Genomic DNA, 15,764 nt, shown 5'->3' with positions numbered 1-15,764 from the left:
GACACTCCTCCAAAGAAGGAGTGTCAGTTAGAAAGTGAGCCGTTCAGGCCTTGTAAAGACTGGTGTTAGCTGACTGCTCTACGACATACGGGCCAGCAGCGAGGATCTGGAGCACCAGCATCCCGATGCTGTTAGGTGTTCTCGCGTTCAAAGGCAGTTTTGCGTATCCATTGGTCCAGCGGGCGGGAATATGCTTTCGTGCTTCCCAGCCAGACAGATCTTCTGCCTTCAGGTGATGGTCGATTTTGACCGTCTTGACGGAATCATACAGGGCGATCTGGCCAATCAACACGCCAAGTTCGCGGCGATCGTCGATGAATGGTCCAATCGCTTCGCTCGGACGGCTGGCCCGCGAGAGAATGTGGATGTTTCTTACAGAGGACGGCACCATGAACATTACGAGATCGCCCTGCACGCGGGTCGGGCGAATAATGTGTCCTGTTTCTGTCAGCAGGCGGAGATCGGCATCATCTGTAGTGGTGCGAGGGATCGCACGACCTGTAAACCCAAGAGCCGCAGCTCTCTGACGAACCCTGTGGAAATGTGGTTCGACGAACGCACGGCTGACGTCCAGCGGTGCAGCTGCGTCCTGTTCCCATGTCAGCGCTCGGGTGCCGAGCCGCACAACAGAGCCGTCAGGACGGAATGCGCGGCGATTGCCGGTATCAAGATAACTCTCTGTCAGAATGCCATTGGCTGTAATGATGGAATGCTCTTCTGTCTCGATATGATAGTGGTCGTAGGAGGTTATCGAGGTATCGTAAAAAATTGACGCGCCGTTGACGAGCATCCGGACCGGAACAAATTTTCCATCGAGAAACACGCAGTGTTCTGATGTGACCAGAAGGTCCTGTGAAGGGAGGCCTTGTGCCAAAGCGTCCTTGACGATCCTGACCGGATACCCGGCCGCGTCCTCCGACAGGGTCGCATTGACGATAACATGGGCCTTTCCTGTCCAGACGACGACACGCGCAACGTCCTGGCCGTTCACGCAGGCGATGACGCGGTCTGTCGGGCGAATATCCTCAACAGCCATATCGCCGCGCAGGGTGCGGATCATGCTGCCAGTCAGGAAGCAGGAATTGGGATAGCGCTTCTCGGCTCCGTCAGCGTATGTGATTTTCCAGTTGTTATTGCCATTTTTTCCGCTTTGGAAAGACGGGCTTCCGCTACTGTCAACGTCATATCCCTTAGTGACGGTGAGGGCTGAATTGTTGCCATTGTCATTCTGACCAGCACCACTCAACCAATCGACCGTAACATTGGCAGGTGTACTTACTGTGCCATAGGACACATTGCCGCCTGTTCCCAATGCGAGGTGGACAAGATGGATATTTGTCCCCTGAAGGCTATAGGAGCCGCCTTGGGCGTTTTTAAAGCCTGCGCTCTGCGGATCCTGCAATGTGCCAGTCACAGTGAAAGGCGTGCTACCGGTTGACAAAGTTGCCGGTCCGCCGTTGCCGCCAAGCGTAACGTTGGCCACGGTCACCGGCGTGCTGCCACTCAGCGTGGGGGTCATGTTTTTAACGGCGTTGTTCATGGCGTTTGCATCGCCATTGTAGGTATACCCCGCTTGGTTCAGCGAGTTGCCACTCATGATAAGGACATTGTCCGCAGAGCCTGGGACACCTGTGGCTGTTGTCACGTTCGTGCCACTTACGACGTTCCAGTTACTGGGATTGCTCCAGTCAGTATTGCTCGCGCCCGTCCAGAGATAAGTCGTCATCTTCAGTCCCTTTCAAGATACAGCACCGCTCTCCAGACAAAATGGATGGCCTAGGCGAAATTGGCGTTTGGAAGGCGAAGCAAAGTAAAAAACCAATAAAATGGTTAACCTTCGTTGTCAAAATAGAAACACGAGTCGAAATTAAATAAATGACGATTAACGATAAATTAAATATATCGGTAACAAGGATTTAGACTCTGTCACATATAATAAAATCTCATTAATAAGAATCAGTAATTTCTATTTAGATTAAGTACTTATAATTATACTGTTTAGTGAATATGGAATGTTTTGGATGCATGAAAATGCAGGGTTAATTCATTGTTCTTAAAACAGCTTCTGCCTACCGGGGGGTGTGACGGGCGACCCGCAGGATCCTTCGCCTGCGTCCGTTAATCAGTTCGTCGCATCTCCTGGTCGAAGATTTTAGAAAGGGTGATACGCTGGCGCGCCCTGTGAGGGCGACACGGCTCAGGATTTCCACATCGAGACAGGCCTGCGAAGTTAGGGCGCGGGCCGCCTTTCTGACGAAGAGGGCTGGACCCTTTTCCTCTGTCCCACGACACTGCCACCATTATTTATCGTTTTGAGGGACGCTCAGATGACCTTTGTAAGGCCTGGTTTCAATGACCATGAGGGCACGGGGTCAAAGGACGAGAGGGTCGATCTGGGTGAAGTCTTCGTCCGAGGCGTTAGGCAGGTGAACGTTATGGAGGCTCGGCATTCCGATTTCGCTGCGGAACGTGCAGATCAGGTCTTCACCTTTCTCGCCGTTGAGCTCGGTCTAAAGGCTCTCATGCTGCGTGCAGCGCTGCTGCTATGCTCAATGCGCGAAGGGCCGCTAGGCTTTCAGGACCCATTGATTTGGTGAGGGAAATTTTTTTCAGGCGCTGTGAGGAAACTGAAGATGAGTGACCTTTTTGGGCTGACGGACGACCAGGTAGAGCGTCTGCAGCCCTTTTTCCCCAAGAGCCACGGCAAACCGCGCGTTGATGACCGCACGTGCTGAGTGGAATCATCTTCGTTAATCGGAACGGTTTGTGTTGTCGCGATGCGCCCTGGGAGTTGTATCCAGACAAAACACTCTACAACCGCTGGAAACGCTGGATCGCCATCGGGACCTGCATCCGAATGATGGAGGGACTAGGCTGCTGGACAGGCAGAACCTCAGACCCTCATGATTGATGCGACCTATCTCCAGGCACACCGTGTGAGGTTGTGAGACGTCATTGGGGTGAGGTATTGTGGGCTATTGCCGCCTATGCCCCCCTGGTTTGACGTTGAGCTCCGGAGTGATTGTTGATGCATCAGATCCATCCGCAAGCCCGCACCACTCCATCTGTGCGGGCAGAAATCACGGGCTCGACGGAAGGGACCGGGGTATTAGCCCGACGCTTCGGCATCAGCGACGAGACGGTGCGCAAATGGCGCAAGCGCGGAGTAGAGGGATGCATGGATCGTAGCAGTAAGCCCCGGGGGTTAGCCTGGAAAGCGACCGGGGAAGAGCGCGCGATCGTTTGTCATCTGCGTTACGCCACCGAGTTTGGGCTCGATGACCTGACCTTCGTGCTGCGGCATTTCCTGTCCCACCTCAACCGAGACAGCGTCTGGCGCCTCATCATGATAGCAAACTTGACCCCGGCCGATAGTCTCTGACAGTGCTGGTAATCAGAGAAATCTGGATGCGATCCGCAAGCGTTGGCCAGGGTGAGGCCTCTGTTCGGCGTGGGCGCCTATGACTGCTTGAAGCTGATCGGGCAAGGGGGCTTCTGGATTTTATCGTCGAGATTATCCGCTGCCGTGACGCTGGGTAGTTGAAAGGACCTTTAGCTGGATGACCCGCTGGCGGCGGCTCGTACATAATACGAGCTGCCACTTTGACGTGTCACAGGCCATGATATTCGTCGTCATGGGCGGCCGATCTCATGCGCAGAAAGCTCACCCGTGATTGTCCTAACAGGCGCTTACGATGAGGTCTGCGACCCACCATCCCACGGAGCTACATGGATCCCATTTTTTTTCTGGGTTTCGAAGCTGAGGTCGCGTTAACGAGGAACAATTCGAACAATGATGAATGGCATTTCTTCCATATCCTTGCCGTTGTGAAACGCAGGGAGGCGTGCCCATTGTCCAATCGTGCAGTATAAAGCGCCGTCATGGTAAACTATGCCGTCCGGTTCAATGAGGCGGGGATCATGTGCTATTATTGAAACGTCTCCTGAAGGGGAGCGCTTCAGAATACCATGTCGCTCAACATCCGTGATGTACAGTGACCCGTCTGGGCCGGTGGCCATGCCATCTGCTGTCGTGGTTTCGCTCTCATACTTTACCGCTGCCTCAATCTGGTTTTCGGGCACAGCCGGATCTGCCAAAAGCGCCGTAGGTGCCGAATACAGTTTGCGGCTGCTAACGGATTGCCAGAAAAGAGTTTGCTCATCCGCGCTTAGAGCGATGCCGTCCACTCCTCCTCGCGGAAGAGTTGGATTTATGGAATCGTGACGGGCAAGTATCCCGTCAATCATGCTGACAAAGCCAGCTTCTCCCGAGACAACCTGCGCGTTAGCTAGGATACGCCTTTGCGCACCTGTCGCCAAATCGATCACAATGATACCGGGATGGTTGCTGGTAGACGTGTCAGTTATGAATGCTGTGCCATTTGCACCATGAGTCAAATCGATCCGAACGTCGTTCAAATGACTGTCAGGGAGGAGAGCAGGGGCCGTAATGGTGTAAATTCTGACAATACGATTTGAGGCAGGGTCAATTTCAAAGAGCTTCTGCGCGCCGGCAATTGTACCCTGACCATCCAACATGCCTTCGTCGAGGATCCAGAGTGTGCCCTTTGAATCTACAGTCATGCCCAGAGGAGAGACAAACTGTTGTTGAGAAGAAGTATCAGGAAACGGAAGGATCTTGCCTTTGAGGTAAAGTCCGACACGAGGTCCTGCGTGTTCATGAACGCTGCGAGGAAACCCTACAATCATTCGGCCATCACGAAGAATGGCGATACCCGAGGCTTGTACATTCGGAAAGCGTGCGATGACTTGAACATTGCCCGAAGGAATAAATCCTTTGTCGATGCTGTCCCTGGCTATCGCGGAGAAAGGAGAAAAGATCGATAAAGAGCCGATACAGAAAAGAGCACGGAAGATACGCTTTGAGTACACTAGATGTTTCCTGTGATTGATCAGATATATAAATATATGTTCGATTTTAATACTGAAAGATATTATTTGTACAGAATATTACCTTCGATAATTTATATCGAAGGTAATATTAAATAATATTTTGATTATTTCTGTTTTTGAGTGCGCCGTCTGAACCACCAGATCAGGCATGACATTGCTGCAAAGGCTGCAATAACACCAGCCCCAATTAAGGCCGGCATATCCTTCACTAGTGCTGGCAGAGGCCCGCCTTCACGAGCGACCTTTACGTCCTGAGCTGTGACATGATGATCGCCACTTCCAAATGTCCCGGAGACATAGTTGGTGAGTTTCGCCACATCCGTATCGCTGAGCCGTTGTACATCGGAAGTGGGGCCGAAACCCGGCATCAGAACGTGATGACCATTCGTCGTGCGATCAACGCCGTTGACAATGGCCATGATCAGATTGTCAGCTCCCGGTGCACCGACTACTGCATTGGAGGACAGAGAGGGCGTGAAGTGATCGGCCGCTCCTGCACCATCAAGTCCATGGCAGGCTGCACAGTTGTTGACGTAGATCCTCTCCCCGTCCATCGGAAACAGGTCATCTTCACGATCAAGTTTTGGCTTCTGCAGATCCACGATGGGCTGGACGGCAACCCCGAACCGGTCACGCGGCTGTTTTGCTTGGCTGTCCTCGATCTTTGGGATCTGTCGGATATAGGCGGCGATCGCGTGGAGATCCTCGTCTGTCAGCTTGCTAAAGCTATGTTCAACAGCTTCGCCCATCATGCCTGCCGCCTGAGCACGTCCTGGCACGGAGCCTGTACGCAGGTACTGAACCAGATCGTCTTCGCTCCAATCGCCGATCCCGCTATTCATGCTCGGTGTGATGTTGGGAGCATACCAGCCAGCGAGCGGCGTTCCGCCAAGATAGGCACTGCTGCTGCGTTCGCCCATCAGGAAATTGCGTGGTGTATGACAGGTTCCGCAATGTCCCAAGGCATCTGCGAGATAGTGGCCTCTTTCGATTTTGGAATAGGTCTGAGGATCACCCTTTGCGGCCGGAGGTCCTGCGAACAGGAGATTCCAGCTGATCATCATTGCGCGGATATTGAAGGGGAATTTCAGCTCCGTCTTCGGATTGTCCTGCCGCAGGGGGGCCACGCCATGCATGAAGTAGACATACAATGCGTGGATGTCCGTATCCGCAATCTCCGAATAGGCCGTGTAAGGCATGGCCGGATAGAGATGAGCTCCGTCCCTGCGAATACCCTTGCGAAGAGCGTTGGCAAACTCCTCTTCGGTGTATTTGCCAATTCCCGTATCCGGATCGGGTGTAATGTTGGACGCGACGATCCCGCCCATTGGGGACGCAATGACAAGGCCGCCCGCAAAGGGAGCCCCACCTGGTTTCGTATGGCAGGCAACGCAGTCGCCTGCTGTAGCCAGATAGGCGCCTCGGCTGATAGTGGTGGCCTGATCCTCTGCCCTCGCTGACTGCGCGCCGAACAGGACACCCGAAGCTATGGCAGCTGGCAGAAAGAGGCGGCGTATTCCGGCTTTATTCCCCTCACGCATGAAGCATCTCCTTTTTCAGGGATGCTGCAACGCGAAGCGCCAGCGCGGCAATGGTCAGGGTGATATTGCCTGTACCGACCGAAGAGAAGACCGCTGAACTGGCAACAAACAGGTTTTCGTGGTCATGGGTGCGGCACTCACCGTCAACGACCGAATTGGTGGGGTCTGTTCCCATGATCGTGCTGCCCGACGGATGGCACTGCGGGAAGTAACCCTTTGTCCATTGAGGATCAGTACCACTCATCAGAGCCATCAGTTCCTTGAACAGCTCCTTGGTATGGTCACAACTCTTCACTGTGTACTCGGGAAGCTTGTAATAGACTTCGGGGTGAGGAATGCCCAGAACGTCTTTATGTGTTTTGCTCAGTGTCAGCCGGTTGTCGGGGTCGGCAATGCCTTCGTTATGGCTGAAGAGACGAACGGCATGAGAGGAGCCATAACGGATCTGCTCTTCCAGCTCTTTCCCGACATAGCCCTTGGCAATCGCCAGACCCGTTGCGAAGTCGACCTGATTATCGTCAACCATATGCACAAGATACGCACCACGTTCGCTCCGCCATGGGCCGTCACGAAACGAGTCGATAATGCTGGTCAGCAGAGGACCACGACCCGGCCACAGAGAGTCGTTTCCGCTCATAAACGAGAGCTGTACGCCCGTGTGATCCATCATGTTCCGACCAACCTGATCTGAACTGTTGGCAATGCCCCGGGGATTTTTGTCATCGGCGGACAGCAGGAGCAGCTTGGCACTCTCAATGCAGTGCGCAGCGACCACGAAGAACTTACCGGTGACACGATGAGAATTCTTATCGGGATCGTAATAATTTACGGCCACGACCTTCTTGTTGCTGGCGTCGGTCTCCAGTCGGTAGACAACCGCATTCGGAATAATACGGGCGCCTGCTGCTTCCGCATGATTGACCGAGTGAATTCCGTTGTACATCGCCCCGATCGGACAGATCGGCATGCAGTTGTTGTTGCCCTCACAGGTTGGGCGCTTGTCATAAGGGCGAGTGTTACGGGCCTGTGGCTCGTGAACGACGCGGTAATTCGTCTTCTCATGGATCAGTTTGCGAAACTGATCCGCGCCATAGGACAGGGGTACTTCCTTCATCGGGTAATTGTGAGATCGTGGAGATCCCAGGTCATCGACATCCATGTTAGGGCCTGCCACGCCCATCATGACTTCGGCCTGATAGTAGAATGGCTCCAGATCATCGTACTTGATGGCCCAGTCGCGGCCAACGCCATATCGGGAATGTAACTCGAAGTCAGAGGGGAGATACCGCCAGGCACATCCTGCCCAATGCCAGGTCGTTCCCCCGACAACACGCAGATAGCCCTGCTGATACGCAGCACCGTCAGGTCCGGTCGTATGCAGATAGCCATTGGGAGAGCCCTGATCAGGCGGATGCATCGCCCAAGGCACGGGTGGGTAGGGAAGCTGGTATGCTCCCTTGTTTTCCGTGGTGCGGAAATTTTCAAGAATATGCTGGCGGTCGATCCGGGGGCCGGCTTCAAGAACGATGACGGAGAGGCCGGCTCTCGCAAGTTCGTTGGCAATACTGGCCCCTGCGACGCCGGATCCCACGATCACGACATCTGCCGAAAGGGAATTCGAAGAACTCATTGAAATAACATCCGTTTCTTACTGGGATTCTGCGACATATTCCGATGGAGACAGTGCCGGGGCCGCTGTTGGCGTCTCAACGACTGGTGGCTTTTCAGTCCAGTAGAAGGGTCTCGCTGTCGCATAAGTCTTGGGAAAGACCGCATCATCAGTCAGAGCAAACATGGCGGCCGCACGGTAGACGACGACTGTCTGACCCACGACGCCCCGATACCAGCCGTGCATCAGGGCATGAATGGTCTCTTTCAGCGCGTTGTCAGAATGCTCGGCCTCACGGGCAAATTCGGCGGCTGAACTAAACTCTTTTGTAGTGAGAAGATCATGCAGTTGATTGATCTCACTTCGGTAGGCTGCTCTTTGAGACAAAAGAGTGTCGTAGAGGGCCTGCCCGATGAGAGGATGGACTTTTTCCCGATCCATGAGGCGACGAGACACTTCGAAGAAGCGTTCATACTCGTCCCGGCTTGCGAGAGGAGACTTCGCTTCCTCTGCATGTAAGCGTAGTGAAGTCGCTGTCAAAAGACTGATTCCACCCGCCAATATCCCACGGCGTGAGACCCGGAGAAGAGGCCGTCTTAGATCATGACGGTTTGTATATAGGTTTTTTAACACAGTACAGTTTTATCCTTTCCTTTTTCTAGGTGATTCATATTAATTACTGTGTAGCACACCTCGTTTAATTGGTTTATTTGTATTCATTTCGCACTTAGGTTGTGGTTCTAGACACCGTTTGTTGTGAAAGTAAACTGCTAAATTGAACTCACTTATTTGTGACTATCTCACCTCGTTCCGTAGATATGGGTGATTTTTTTTGTGTCAGATACAGGAAGCATCAGTAGAAAAAATATTCGAAAGAAAAATGATTGTCCGGAAATTATACATTTAAAACAATATGTTGTGGAATTAGGTGCTCGTAAGTCCCCTTTTTTGGAGAGGAAGAGGGGGAGCTCGGAAAATCGAGCTATTCAGCTTGCCAAAGCGCAAGAAAATATCAGAAAAATAAAATATACAGCCTAGATCAAGGACATAAGATGCCAAAATACTCATAGTCTTATCGAATGTTTGGAAAGCCTGTTTTTTCGCATCATGGCCTTGGAACCTAAGATGTGCTGTTGAAGTGTCATGCCTGAGGAATGGACCGGTCTGGCTGCAAGAATGGTGCGTAAAGCCAAGATTTCCTCATGAGACAATGGAAAAAAATGCTGTCATGCCCCCGAGTAAAGAAACAGGAAAACAGGAACCCGCTCCCGTTTATGAAATGATTACCGCCGCGCCAGCGCAAAGCTTCGTGGTGGCGCGGCATGATTTTCCTGCAGATCGTGCAAGATGGAATTACCATCCCGAATACGAGTTACATCTTATTACGGCCAGTAACGGTCGATATGTAGTTGGTGGCCATGTCGGGACGTTTTGTGCAGGTAGCCTGTTTCTGATCGGCCCCAATCTGCCTCACAACTGGTTAAGCAGCCTTGAGCAGGATGAAATAATTCCAGGTCGGGATCTGCTCGTGCAGATTCAGTCTGACTGGTTGCAAGGGTTAATTGGACTGTGTCCTGAATTCGAAGTACTGGGCGATCTTCTGAATGATGCGGCCTGCGGGGTGGAGTTTTATGGTCCATCGCTCAAGGATTTTGGTCAGCAGATGGGAATGATTGAAAAGGCGGACCCCATTGATCGGGTTGCTATGGTCATTAAACTTCTTACGGATTTGGCCAGAGCGCCTCGCCGGGTTTTGTGTAGTACACAATACTCTCTCGTGGCGAAAGGGAACGAGTCACGGACAGTTGATACGATTATCAAGTTTCTTCTGTCGGTGAACCTGCGTGAAATCAGACAGGCCGACGTTGCACGTCATGTTAAAATGACCCCTTCGGCCTTCTCTAGGCTTTTCCTAAGAGCTACCGGAGACACTTTTACAAGTTTCGTACGTCGGTTGCGCATCAGTCGTGCCTGCGAACTTCTTGTAACAACATCAAAGTCAGTTGGTGTTGTGGGGAGCGAAGCAGGGTTCGGTAACCTGTCGAATTTTAATCGTATTTTTTTAGATGAAAAGCATATGACACCGCGCGAGTATAGACGCGAAGCAAAAATGGCGCTCAATAAATTTAAGTTGCCACATTAAATTAAAGAAATATTCTATCATGAATCATAATAAAAACAAACAAGTGATTGGATGGGCTCAATTCGGTGTTATATATTAGAGCATAGAAGAAATAATTTTCTTCTTGATGTGTAACCAAAGAAAAATGAGGTTATCGGCAGTTATGGATATGGGTATTTCCGGAAAGGTTGCCGTTATTACCGGTTCGAGTGCTGGTATCGGTCTGGCTATAGCTGAAGGCTTTGCGAAAGAGGGAGCGCATATTGTTCTGGTTGCCCGTCAGGTAGAACGACTGCAAGAAGCGGCAAAATCTCTCAAGGAGAAGTTTGGAGTTCGCGTTCTTGAAGTTGCGGTCGATATTGCTACGCCGGAAGGTGTTGATGAGGTCGTTGAATCCGTTCAAAGCGCATTTGGTGGCGCAGACATTCTGGTAAACAATGCCGGGACGGGTTCTAACGAAACAATCATGGAGGCTTCAGACGAGAAGTGGCAGTTTTATTGGGAACTGCACGTCATGGCTGCCGTCCGCCTTGCGCGTGGACTGGTCCCAGGAATGCGCGCGCGCGGAGGTGGGGCCATCATTCACAACGCATCAATCTGTGCTGCACAGCCGTTGTGGTATGAGCCCATTTACAACGTTACAAAAGCAGCGTTGATGATGTTCTCCAAAACCCTCGCTACCGAAGTCGTCAAAGACAACATTCGGGTCAACTGTGTTAATCCTGGTCTTGTCCTTACGCCTGACTGGATCAAGACAGCAAAGGAACTGACAAAAGATACCGGGGGAGACTGGGAAGGTTATCTTCAGTCTGTTGCAGATGAACATGCTCCGATAAAGCGATTTGCATCTCCTGAAGAGTTGGCCAATTTCTTCGTCTTTCTGGCTTCTGATAAAGCCTCCTACAGTGTGGGATCAGCATACTTCGTTGATGGTGGAATGCTAAAGACTCTCTGAAATCCAATTATATTGTTAATATCGTGGTTAACTACCTTGCAGCATGAGTGCTGCAAGGTTTTTTTATTTTGATAATGAAAAATTGAGCAGGTTTCATCGACAAAAAATAGTCAAACAGCACCATTTTTAATCCAAAATCGGTCCATTAGGTTACATTGATAGAAGGTCTATACTGATTTGTTTCAGATTTGATTTACTGATTGCCTCAGCGAAGGCGGTACGGTGGAATGGGTATAGCACGAGGTGATCTGACAGATCGGGAATGGGCGATGATTGATCCGCTTCTGCCGCCTGAGCGCGGACGTTGGGCTCGACCAGCCGGAGGACAACCGCCTGTTTCTCAATGGCATGCTGCATGTCCTGCGCGTCGATTCTCCGTGGCGGGACATACATGAGCGCTATGGCAGGTGGAACTCGGTCTATGTCAGGTTTCGCCGTTGGGCCGAGCAGGGTGTCAGGGATGCTCTGCTGCAAACACTGGTAGACCTAGGTTCTGTTGACAAAAGACGGTAGCCACAGTTTTACGGCTGCGAGGTTAAGAAAGGCGAGGAACGATTTTCTTGTCTTGTCATAGCGTGTGGCGATACGTCGGAACTGCTTGAGCTTGTTGAACATCCGTTCGATACGGTTGCGATCCCGATAACGACGGAAGTCGCAGGGGATATCCTCTGTGCGGTTTGAACGGGGCGGGATAACAGGAAGAATACCTCGAAAAAGCAGGTTCTCCCGTATCCTGTCACTATCATATCCCTTGTCGGCCAGAAGTCGGCGCGGTGTCACGACCGGTAGGTCCATCAGGGCATCAGCGCCGGAGTAGTCAGAAATTTCACCGCCCGTCAGTTCAAAGCCAAGAGGGCGTCCCTGACCGTCAGCACGGGCATGGATCTTGCTCGTAAAGCCGCCGCGGCTTCGACCAAAGCCTTCCTTAAGAGTCCCCCTTTTGCGCCAGCAGCCTGGCTGTGCCCCCGAACAACCGTGCTATCGATCATGTGCTGCCAGTCATCGGTCAGACCAAGTTCGACCAGCGTTTCCAGCAAAGCGTCCCAGACACCCTGTTCTGCCCATCGACGAAACCGCACATAGACCGAGTTCCATTTTCCATAGCGCTCATGCATATCCCGCCATGGGCAACCGACACGCAGGACATAAAGCATTCCGTTGAGAAACAGACGGTTATCCTGTGCCGGCCGTGACCAACGGCCACGTTCAGGCGGCAGCAGGCCGCCAATGATCGCCCATTCCTCGTCCGTCAGGTCGCCACGCATACACTGGTCTCCGCAAAGACCAACTTTGAATCACGTCTAAGCCAGTCTGGGAAGATCTTTTGTCAACAAAACCTAGGGGGACCGATAACTGGCAGCGTATGGTCGACAGCACCGTAGTCCGTGCCCATTCACAGGCCACGGGCGCAAAAGGGGGCTCACTGGAAGCTTTTGGTCGATCACACGGCGGCTTTACGAGCAAAATCCACGTCCGATGTGACAATCAGGGACGCTCTCTTTGCTTTATCCTTACCCGAGGTCAGGTCTAGGACTACAAAGCCACAGACGCCCTGATGAAGCTGCCTGTCCCGAACCCCAGCGCCATGCTGGCCGACCGGGGCTATGACAGTGACAGCTTCCGCCAGGATCTGCTGGTCCACGGGATCCTGCCGGTCATTCCATCACGTAAAAACCGCAGCGCTCCTCAAAACACTGACTGGCGGCGTTACAGGGATCGCAATCGTGTTCAACCACCTCAAGCAGATGCGCCGTATTGCAACATGATACGACAAGACTGCCCTGTCCTTCATCAGTTTCCGCAATCTCGCAGCCGCAAGGCTCTGGATCAGATTTTTTGTCAACGTGACCTAATCAAGAGAAGTAAAGTCCATAGGAACGCAACAACATAACTACGGAATATTTCATAATTTAAATATTGGTTTTTTAAAAATATACGCAGATCAGCTTTAAAATTCACACCACAATTAATTTGAATTGTGGTGTGAAGGAGGTCTCTCGTTTACCAAACAAATCGTCGTTAGGTAGTCACATGCTCGCCCATCTCTTCAGCCTTCGCTTCAGAAATGATATCCGCAGCATGCATTCCTTGCGGCTGCTTGAGATGGATAAAACACGTCAGAACTGCGCCGAAAAAATATAATATTGCATAGACGATAACGACGCCCTGGGTGCCGTATCCGCTAACAAAGATTGTTGCCAGCGCAGGGCCTATAAAATTGGCTAATCCTCCGCCCAGATTCTGGACTGACACCGCTGCACCTTTGTTATGGGGAGCAAGCACAGGAAAGATTGCTCCCATTGGGACAAAAGACGTAATTGTAAAGGCGAATAGAAGGGCCCCGACAATCGCGATCCACATATTTCCCGGTGCCATGTACGGTAGGTAATAGAAGAGAAGCGTTGCGATGCCACACCCTACAAATCCGGCCCAACGCATCTGCTTCAGCCATCCTATACGGTCGCCGATGACGCCCCACATCACATTTGTAAATGGCTGAACGAGGAAGACAACGCCATAGATACGCAGCCACTGAGGCATCGTGAAGCCACCTTCAGCAGACGTGTAAAAAAGTGGCATAATCGCGGGAAAGCCAAAGAGCGACAGGTTGCAGATCACGCGCGTTACGAGCGCAATGGCAATATCCCGGTTTTCGATGATCAGTGTGAGACCGCGACTGATTTCGACAAGCTGGGATCGCAGAGTGTGAACCTTGATTTCTCTTTTTTCATGATTCTCTCCTGGAATGTCCCGTATTGCCAAGCAGGCAAGGAGGCCGCCTGCCAGTACCCAGATGAGCGAGAGCCACAGGGTTGGAACAAACCCGATCGCCGGAATGGTAAAGCTTGGCAAAAAAGCCGCTATGATGCCGTAGCCAATCGTAAACATTGACCACACCCACCCGATCGCAGACGCCAGACGATGTGACGGGGTACGCTGTACAATCCAGAAAAAGAACGCATAGAAGAAGAGAGGATATGCGAACCCACGCAGTCCATAGAAAAACAGCATCAGATTGAAATTATGGTGCCCAATGCCCAGCATCAGGAACGCCACGTGGCATAACGCCCACCAACCAGTTCCGATCGCCATGATCCGTCGCGGACCATAGACTTCGGCAAGGACACCGGACAGCCAGCTGGCAACAGCCGCTGTTGCGCCATAGACTGTAAATAAAAGCCCGGCTTGAGACGCCGAGAAACCCAGACTTGTGACGTATTTGGCTAGGAAAGCGACTTCGATTCCGTCTCCCGTCATATAGAGTGCGACCGCGACGTATCCCCAGAAGAGGACGACCGGCATTCCCCAGACGATGCGAGATGTCGTGCTGCCGTCATGGAGGGAAGAGGGGTGGATGGCATCCATTTTCATCATGCCTTTAACCATTCAGACTATGTCTGACGTGTTGCTGGGGGAAGCAAGCTGGTGGTGCTTGTTGATATGCACCACCGTGCTCTTCAGCCTGGAAGCTTAATTTGTAGCTTCACATCCGTTGGACGAGCGGAAGCCGCGCGTTCAAAGGCTGCGATACCTTCTGCAAATGGAAACGTTTCAGAAATAAGGGGCTTGAGATCCACTTTTCCTGAAGAAATCAGGGCAATGGCACGTTCATAGACATTCGCGTACCTGAAGACTGTTTCCATTCGGATTTCTTTGGCTTGAGCTGCGACCAGATCAAACGGGACCTTCTCGACAGGCATTCCGACGAACACAACGGTTCCACCGGGGCGGACGCAGGAAAAGACATCGTCATATGCCCCCGGAAAGCCGCTGGCCTCGAAAACAACATCAACACCCCAGTCCGCTCCGCACTGCTGCGACACCGCATCGCGTGGCCGTACTTCTTTAGCGTTCAAGGGAACGAGACCTTTATATTGTCCAGCGATCTGCAACTTCGGAGCGGCGATATCGGAAATAAAAACTGTTCCTGCCCCCGAAGCCAGTGCTGCCAGTGCTGTCATAAGCCCAATCGGTCCACACCCCGTAACTAGACATGTATCGCCCGGCTTCAGGGCGGCTTTGACGGCTGCCTGAACGCCAATAGCGAATGGCTCTACCATGGCGCCTTCGGCGAATGAAACATTCTCAGGAAGTCTGTAAGTAAAGGCCGCTGGGTGTACGACCGAGGGGGTGAGGCAACCGTGAATTGGCGGCGTCGCCCAGAAAGTTACGGCAGGATCAACGTTGTAAATACCCATTTTAGACGCGCGCGAGGTAGGGTCAGGAATGCCAGGCTCCATGCAGACACGATCGCCAACCTGAAGACTTGTTACGCGTGAACCAACTTCCGTCACGGTGCCTGAGGCCTCATGGCCAAGAACCATCGGAGCGTCTACGATGAAATGACCGATGCGTCCATGCGTATAATAATGGACATCACTTCCGCAGATACCGACTGTATGGATCGCTACCCTGACGTCATCAGGGCCGAGGACATCAGGCACGTCAATCTCTCGGAGGGACAGTTCGCCTTTACGTTCCAGAACCAAAGCTTGAGCCATATTTCACCTTGGTGCGCTCAATGGCGCCCCTTCTGTTAACTGGTGGGATGGTCACTTGGAAACGACATTCACATTTCAATCTAGGCTCAGGACTCATAGCCAGAAGATGACGGTTGCGGCG

Annotated in this window: 13 protein-coding genes and 2 pseudogenes; 6 read left to right on the top strand and 9 right to left on the bottom strand. The window is 52.1% G+C overall.

What is annotated here, in order from left to right:
- Positions 1-43: 43 nt before the first annotated feature.
- The gene (locus B7444_RS10660; protein WP_035730144.1) at positions 44-1,726 is read right to left on the bottom strand and encodes a Hint domain-containing protein; all 1,683 of its coding nucleotides are present in this window, start codon (positions 1,724-1,726) and stop codon (positions 44-46) included.
- A gap of 601 nt (positions 1,727-2,327) precedes the next feature.
- Here B7444_RS10660 and B7444_RS16625 point away from each other — a divergent pair.
- The 3 genes and pseudogenes from B7444_RS16625 to B7444_RS10645 all read left to right on the top strand — a co-directional run.
- On the top strand, positions 2,328-2,597 hold the full coding sequence (locus B7444_RS16625) for a hypothetical protein (RefSeq protein WP_035730146.1): 270 nt from the start codon (positions 2,328-2,330) through the stop codon (positions 2,595-2,597).
- A 36-nt stretch (positions 2,598-2,633) separates the two neighbouring features.
- Positions 2,634-2,936 (top strand): annotated as a pseudogene (locus B7444_RS10650) (transposase); the annotation flags it as partial.
- Positions 2,937-3,028: 92 nt separating this feature from the next.
- A pseudogene (locus tag B7444_RS10645) lies at positions 3,029-3,346 on the top strand (IS481 family transposase); the annotation flags it as partial.
- A gap of 425 nt (positions 3,347-3,771) precedes the next feature.
- Here B7444_RS10645 and B7444_RS10640 read toward each other — a convergent pair.
- The 4 genes from B7444_RS10640 to B7444_RS10625 all read right to left on the bottom strand — a co-directional run bounded on the left by B7444_RS10640 (position 3,772) and on the right by B7444_RS10625 (position 8,697).
- Positions 3,772-4,893 carry an SMP-30/gluconolactonase/LRE family protein gene (locus tag B7444_RS10640; RefSeq protein WP_048855170.1) on the bottom strand — a complete coding sequence of 374 codons (1,122 nt, stop codon included), beginning with the start codon at positions 4,891-4,893 and terminating at the stop codon, positions 3,772-3,774.
- A gap of 125 nt (positions 4,894-5,018) precedes the next feature.
- Complete coding sequence (locus tag B7444_RS10635; RefSeq protein ID WP_035730151.1) at positions 5,019-6,455, bottom strand: c-type cytochrome; 1,437 nt, start codon at positions 6,453-6,455, stop codon at positions 5,019-5,021.
- Positions 6,448-8,085: a GMC family oxidoreductase gene (locus tag B7444_RS10630; protein WP_035730153.1), complete on the bottom strand. Its 1,638-nt coding sequence runs from the start codon at positions 8,083-8,085 to the stop codon at positions 6,448-6,450. The genes B7444_RS10635 and B7444_RS10630 overlap by 8 nt, the downstream gene beginning before the upstream one ends.
- Positions 8,086-8,103: 18 nt before the next feature.
- On the bottom strand, positions 8,104-8,697 hold the full coding sequence (locus B7444_RS10625; RefSeq protein ID WP_034881897.1) for a sugar dehydrogenase complex small subunit: 594 nt from the start codon (positions 8,695-8,697) through the stop codon (positions 8,104-8,106).
- A gap of 577 nt (positions 8,698-9,274) precedes the next feature.
- Here B7444_RS10625 and B7444_RS10620 point away from each other — a divergent pair.
- From B7444_RS10620 to B7444_RS17450, 3 genes are all read left to right on the top strand, one after another.
- Entirely contained in the window at positions 9,275-10,207 is a 933-nt protein-coding gene (locus B7444_RS10620; RefSeq protein ID WP_035730156.1) for an AraC family transcriptional regulator, read from the top strand.
- 124 nt (positions 10,208-10,331) lie between these two features.
- A complete protein-coding gene (locus tag B7444_RS10615; protein WP_231502933.1) occupies positions 10,332-11,141 on the top strand; it encodes an SDR family NAD(P)-dependent oxidoreductase in 810 nt (269 codons plus the stop codon).
- Positions 11,142-11,414: 273 nt separating this feature from the next.
- The gene (locus B7444_RS17450; RefSeq protein WP_197026268.1) at positions 11,415-11,654 is read left to right on the top strand and encodes a transposase; all 240 of its coding nucleotides are present in this window, start codon (positions 11,415-11,417) and stop codon (positions 11,652-11,654) included.
- Here B7444_RS17450 and B7444_RS16370 read toward each other — a convergent pair.
- The 4 genes from B7444_RS16370 to B7444_RS10585 all read right to left on the bottom strand — a co-directional run bounded on the left by B7444_RS16370 (position 11,628) and on the right by B7444_RS10585 (position 15,643).
- Positions 11,628-12,406 (bottom strand): IS5 family transposase gene (locus tag B7444_RS16370; protein WP_196769111.1). Its coding sequence is split into 2 segments (ribosomal slippage): positions 11,628-12,079 and positions 12,079-12,406, totalling 780 coding nucleotides; the frame shifts between segments, so codons are not numbered across the junction. The two genes, B7444_RS17450 and B7444_RS16370, sit on opposite strands and share 27 nt — an antisense overlap.
- Positions 12,407-12,582: 176 nt before the next feature.
- Entirely contained in the window at positions 12,583-12,783 is a 201-nt protein-coding gene (locus tag B7444_RS16620; protein ID WP_035730167.1) for a hypothetical protein, read from the bottom strand.
- A 377-nt stretch (positions 12,784-13,160) separates the two neighbouring features.
- The gene (locus B7444_RS10590) at positions 13,161-14,516 is read right to left on the bottom strand and encodes an MFS transporter (RefSeq protein ID WP_231502934.1); all 1,356 of its coding nucleotides are present in this window, start codon (positions 14,514-14,516) and stop codon (positions 13,161-13,163) included.
- A gap of 83 nt (positions 14,517-14,599) precedes the next feature.
- Entirely contained in the window at positions 14,600-15,643 is a 1,044-nt protein-coding gene (locus B7444_RS10585) for an NAD(P)-dependent alcohol dehydrogenase (RefSeq protein ID WP_015074360.1), read from the bottom strand.
- Positions 15,644-15,764: the final 121 nt, after the last annotated feature.

This window comes from Gluconobacter thailandicus F149-1 = NBRC 100600 (genome assembly GCF_000964465.1).
Classification (GTDB): domain Bacteria; phylum Pseudomonadota; class Alphaproteobacteria; order Acetobacterales; family Acetobacteraceae; genus Gluconobacter; species Gluconobacter thailandicus.
The sequence above is the reverse complement of the archived record's forward strand: the minus strand, read 5'-3'. Positions and strand labels throughout refer to the sequence as shown.

What these genes read in the sequence shown, in the direction of transcription:
- B7444_RS10615 (WP_231502933.1), top strand. Translation starts at nt 10,332, where the DNA reads ATGAGGTTATCGGCAGTTATGGATATGGGTATTTCCGGAAAGGTTGCC.
- B7444_RS10590 (WP_231502934.1), bottom strand. Translation starts at nt 14,516, where the DNA reads ATGATGAAAATGGATGCCATCCACCCCTCTTCCCTCCATGACGGCAGC.
- B7444_RS16625 (WP_035730146.1), top strand. Translation starts at nt 2,328, where the DNA reads ATGACCTTTGTAAGGCCTGGTTTCAATGACCATGAGGGCACGGGGTCA.
- B7444_RS10585 (WP_015074360.1), bottom strand. Translation starts at nt 15,643, where the DNA reads ATGGCTCAAGCTTTGGTTCTGGAACGTAAAGGCGAACTGTCCCTCCGA.
- B7444_RS10620 (WP_035730156.1), top strand. Translation starts at nt 9,275, where the DNA reads ATGGAAAAAAATGCTGTCATGCCCCCGAGTAAAGAAACAGGAAAACAG.
- B7444_RS10660 (WP_035730144.1), bottom strand. Translation starts at nt 1,726, where the DNA reads ATGACGACTTATCTCTGGACGGGCGCGAGCAATACTGACTGGAGCAAT.
- B7444_RS10635 (WP_035730151.1), bottom strand. Translation starts at nt 6,455, where the DNA reads ATGCGTGAGGGGAATAAAGCCGGAATACGCCGCCTCTTTCTGCCAGCT.
- B7444_RS10630 (WP_035730153.1), bottom strand. Translation starts at nt 8,085, where the DNA reads ATGAGTTCTTCGAATTCCCTTTCGGCAGATGTCGTGATCGTGGGATCC.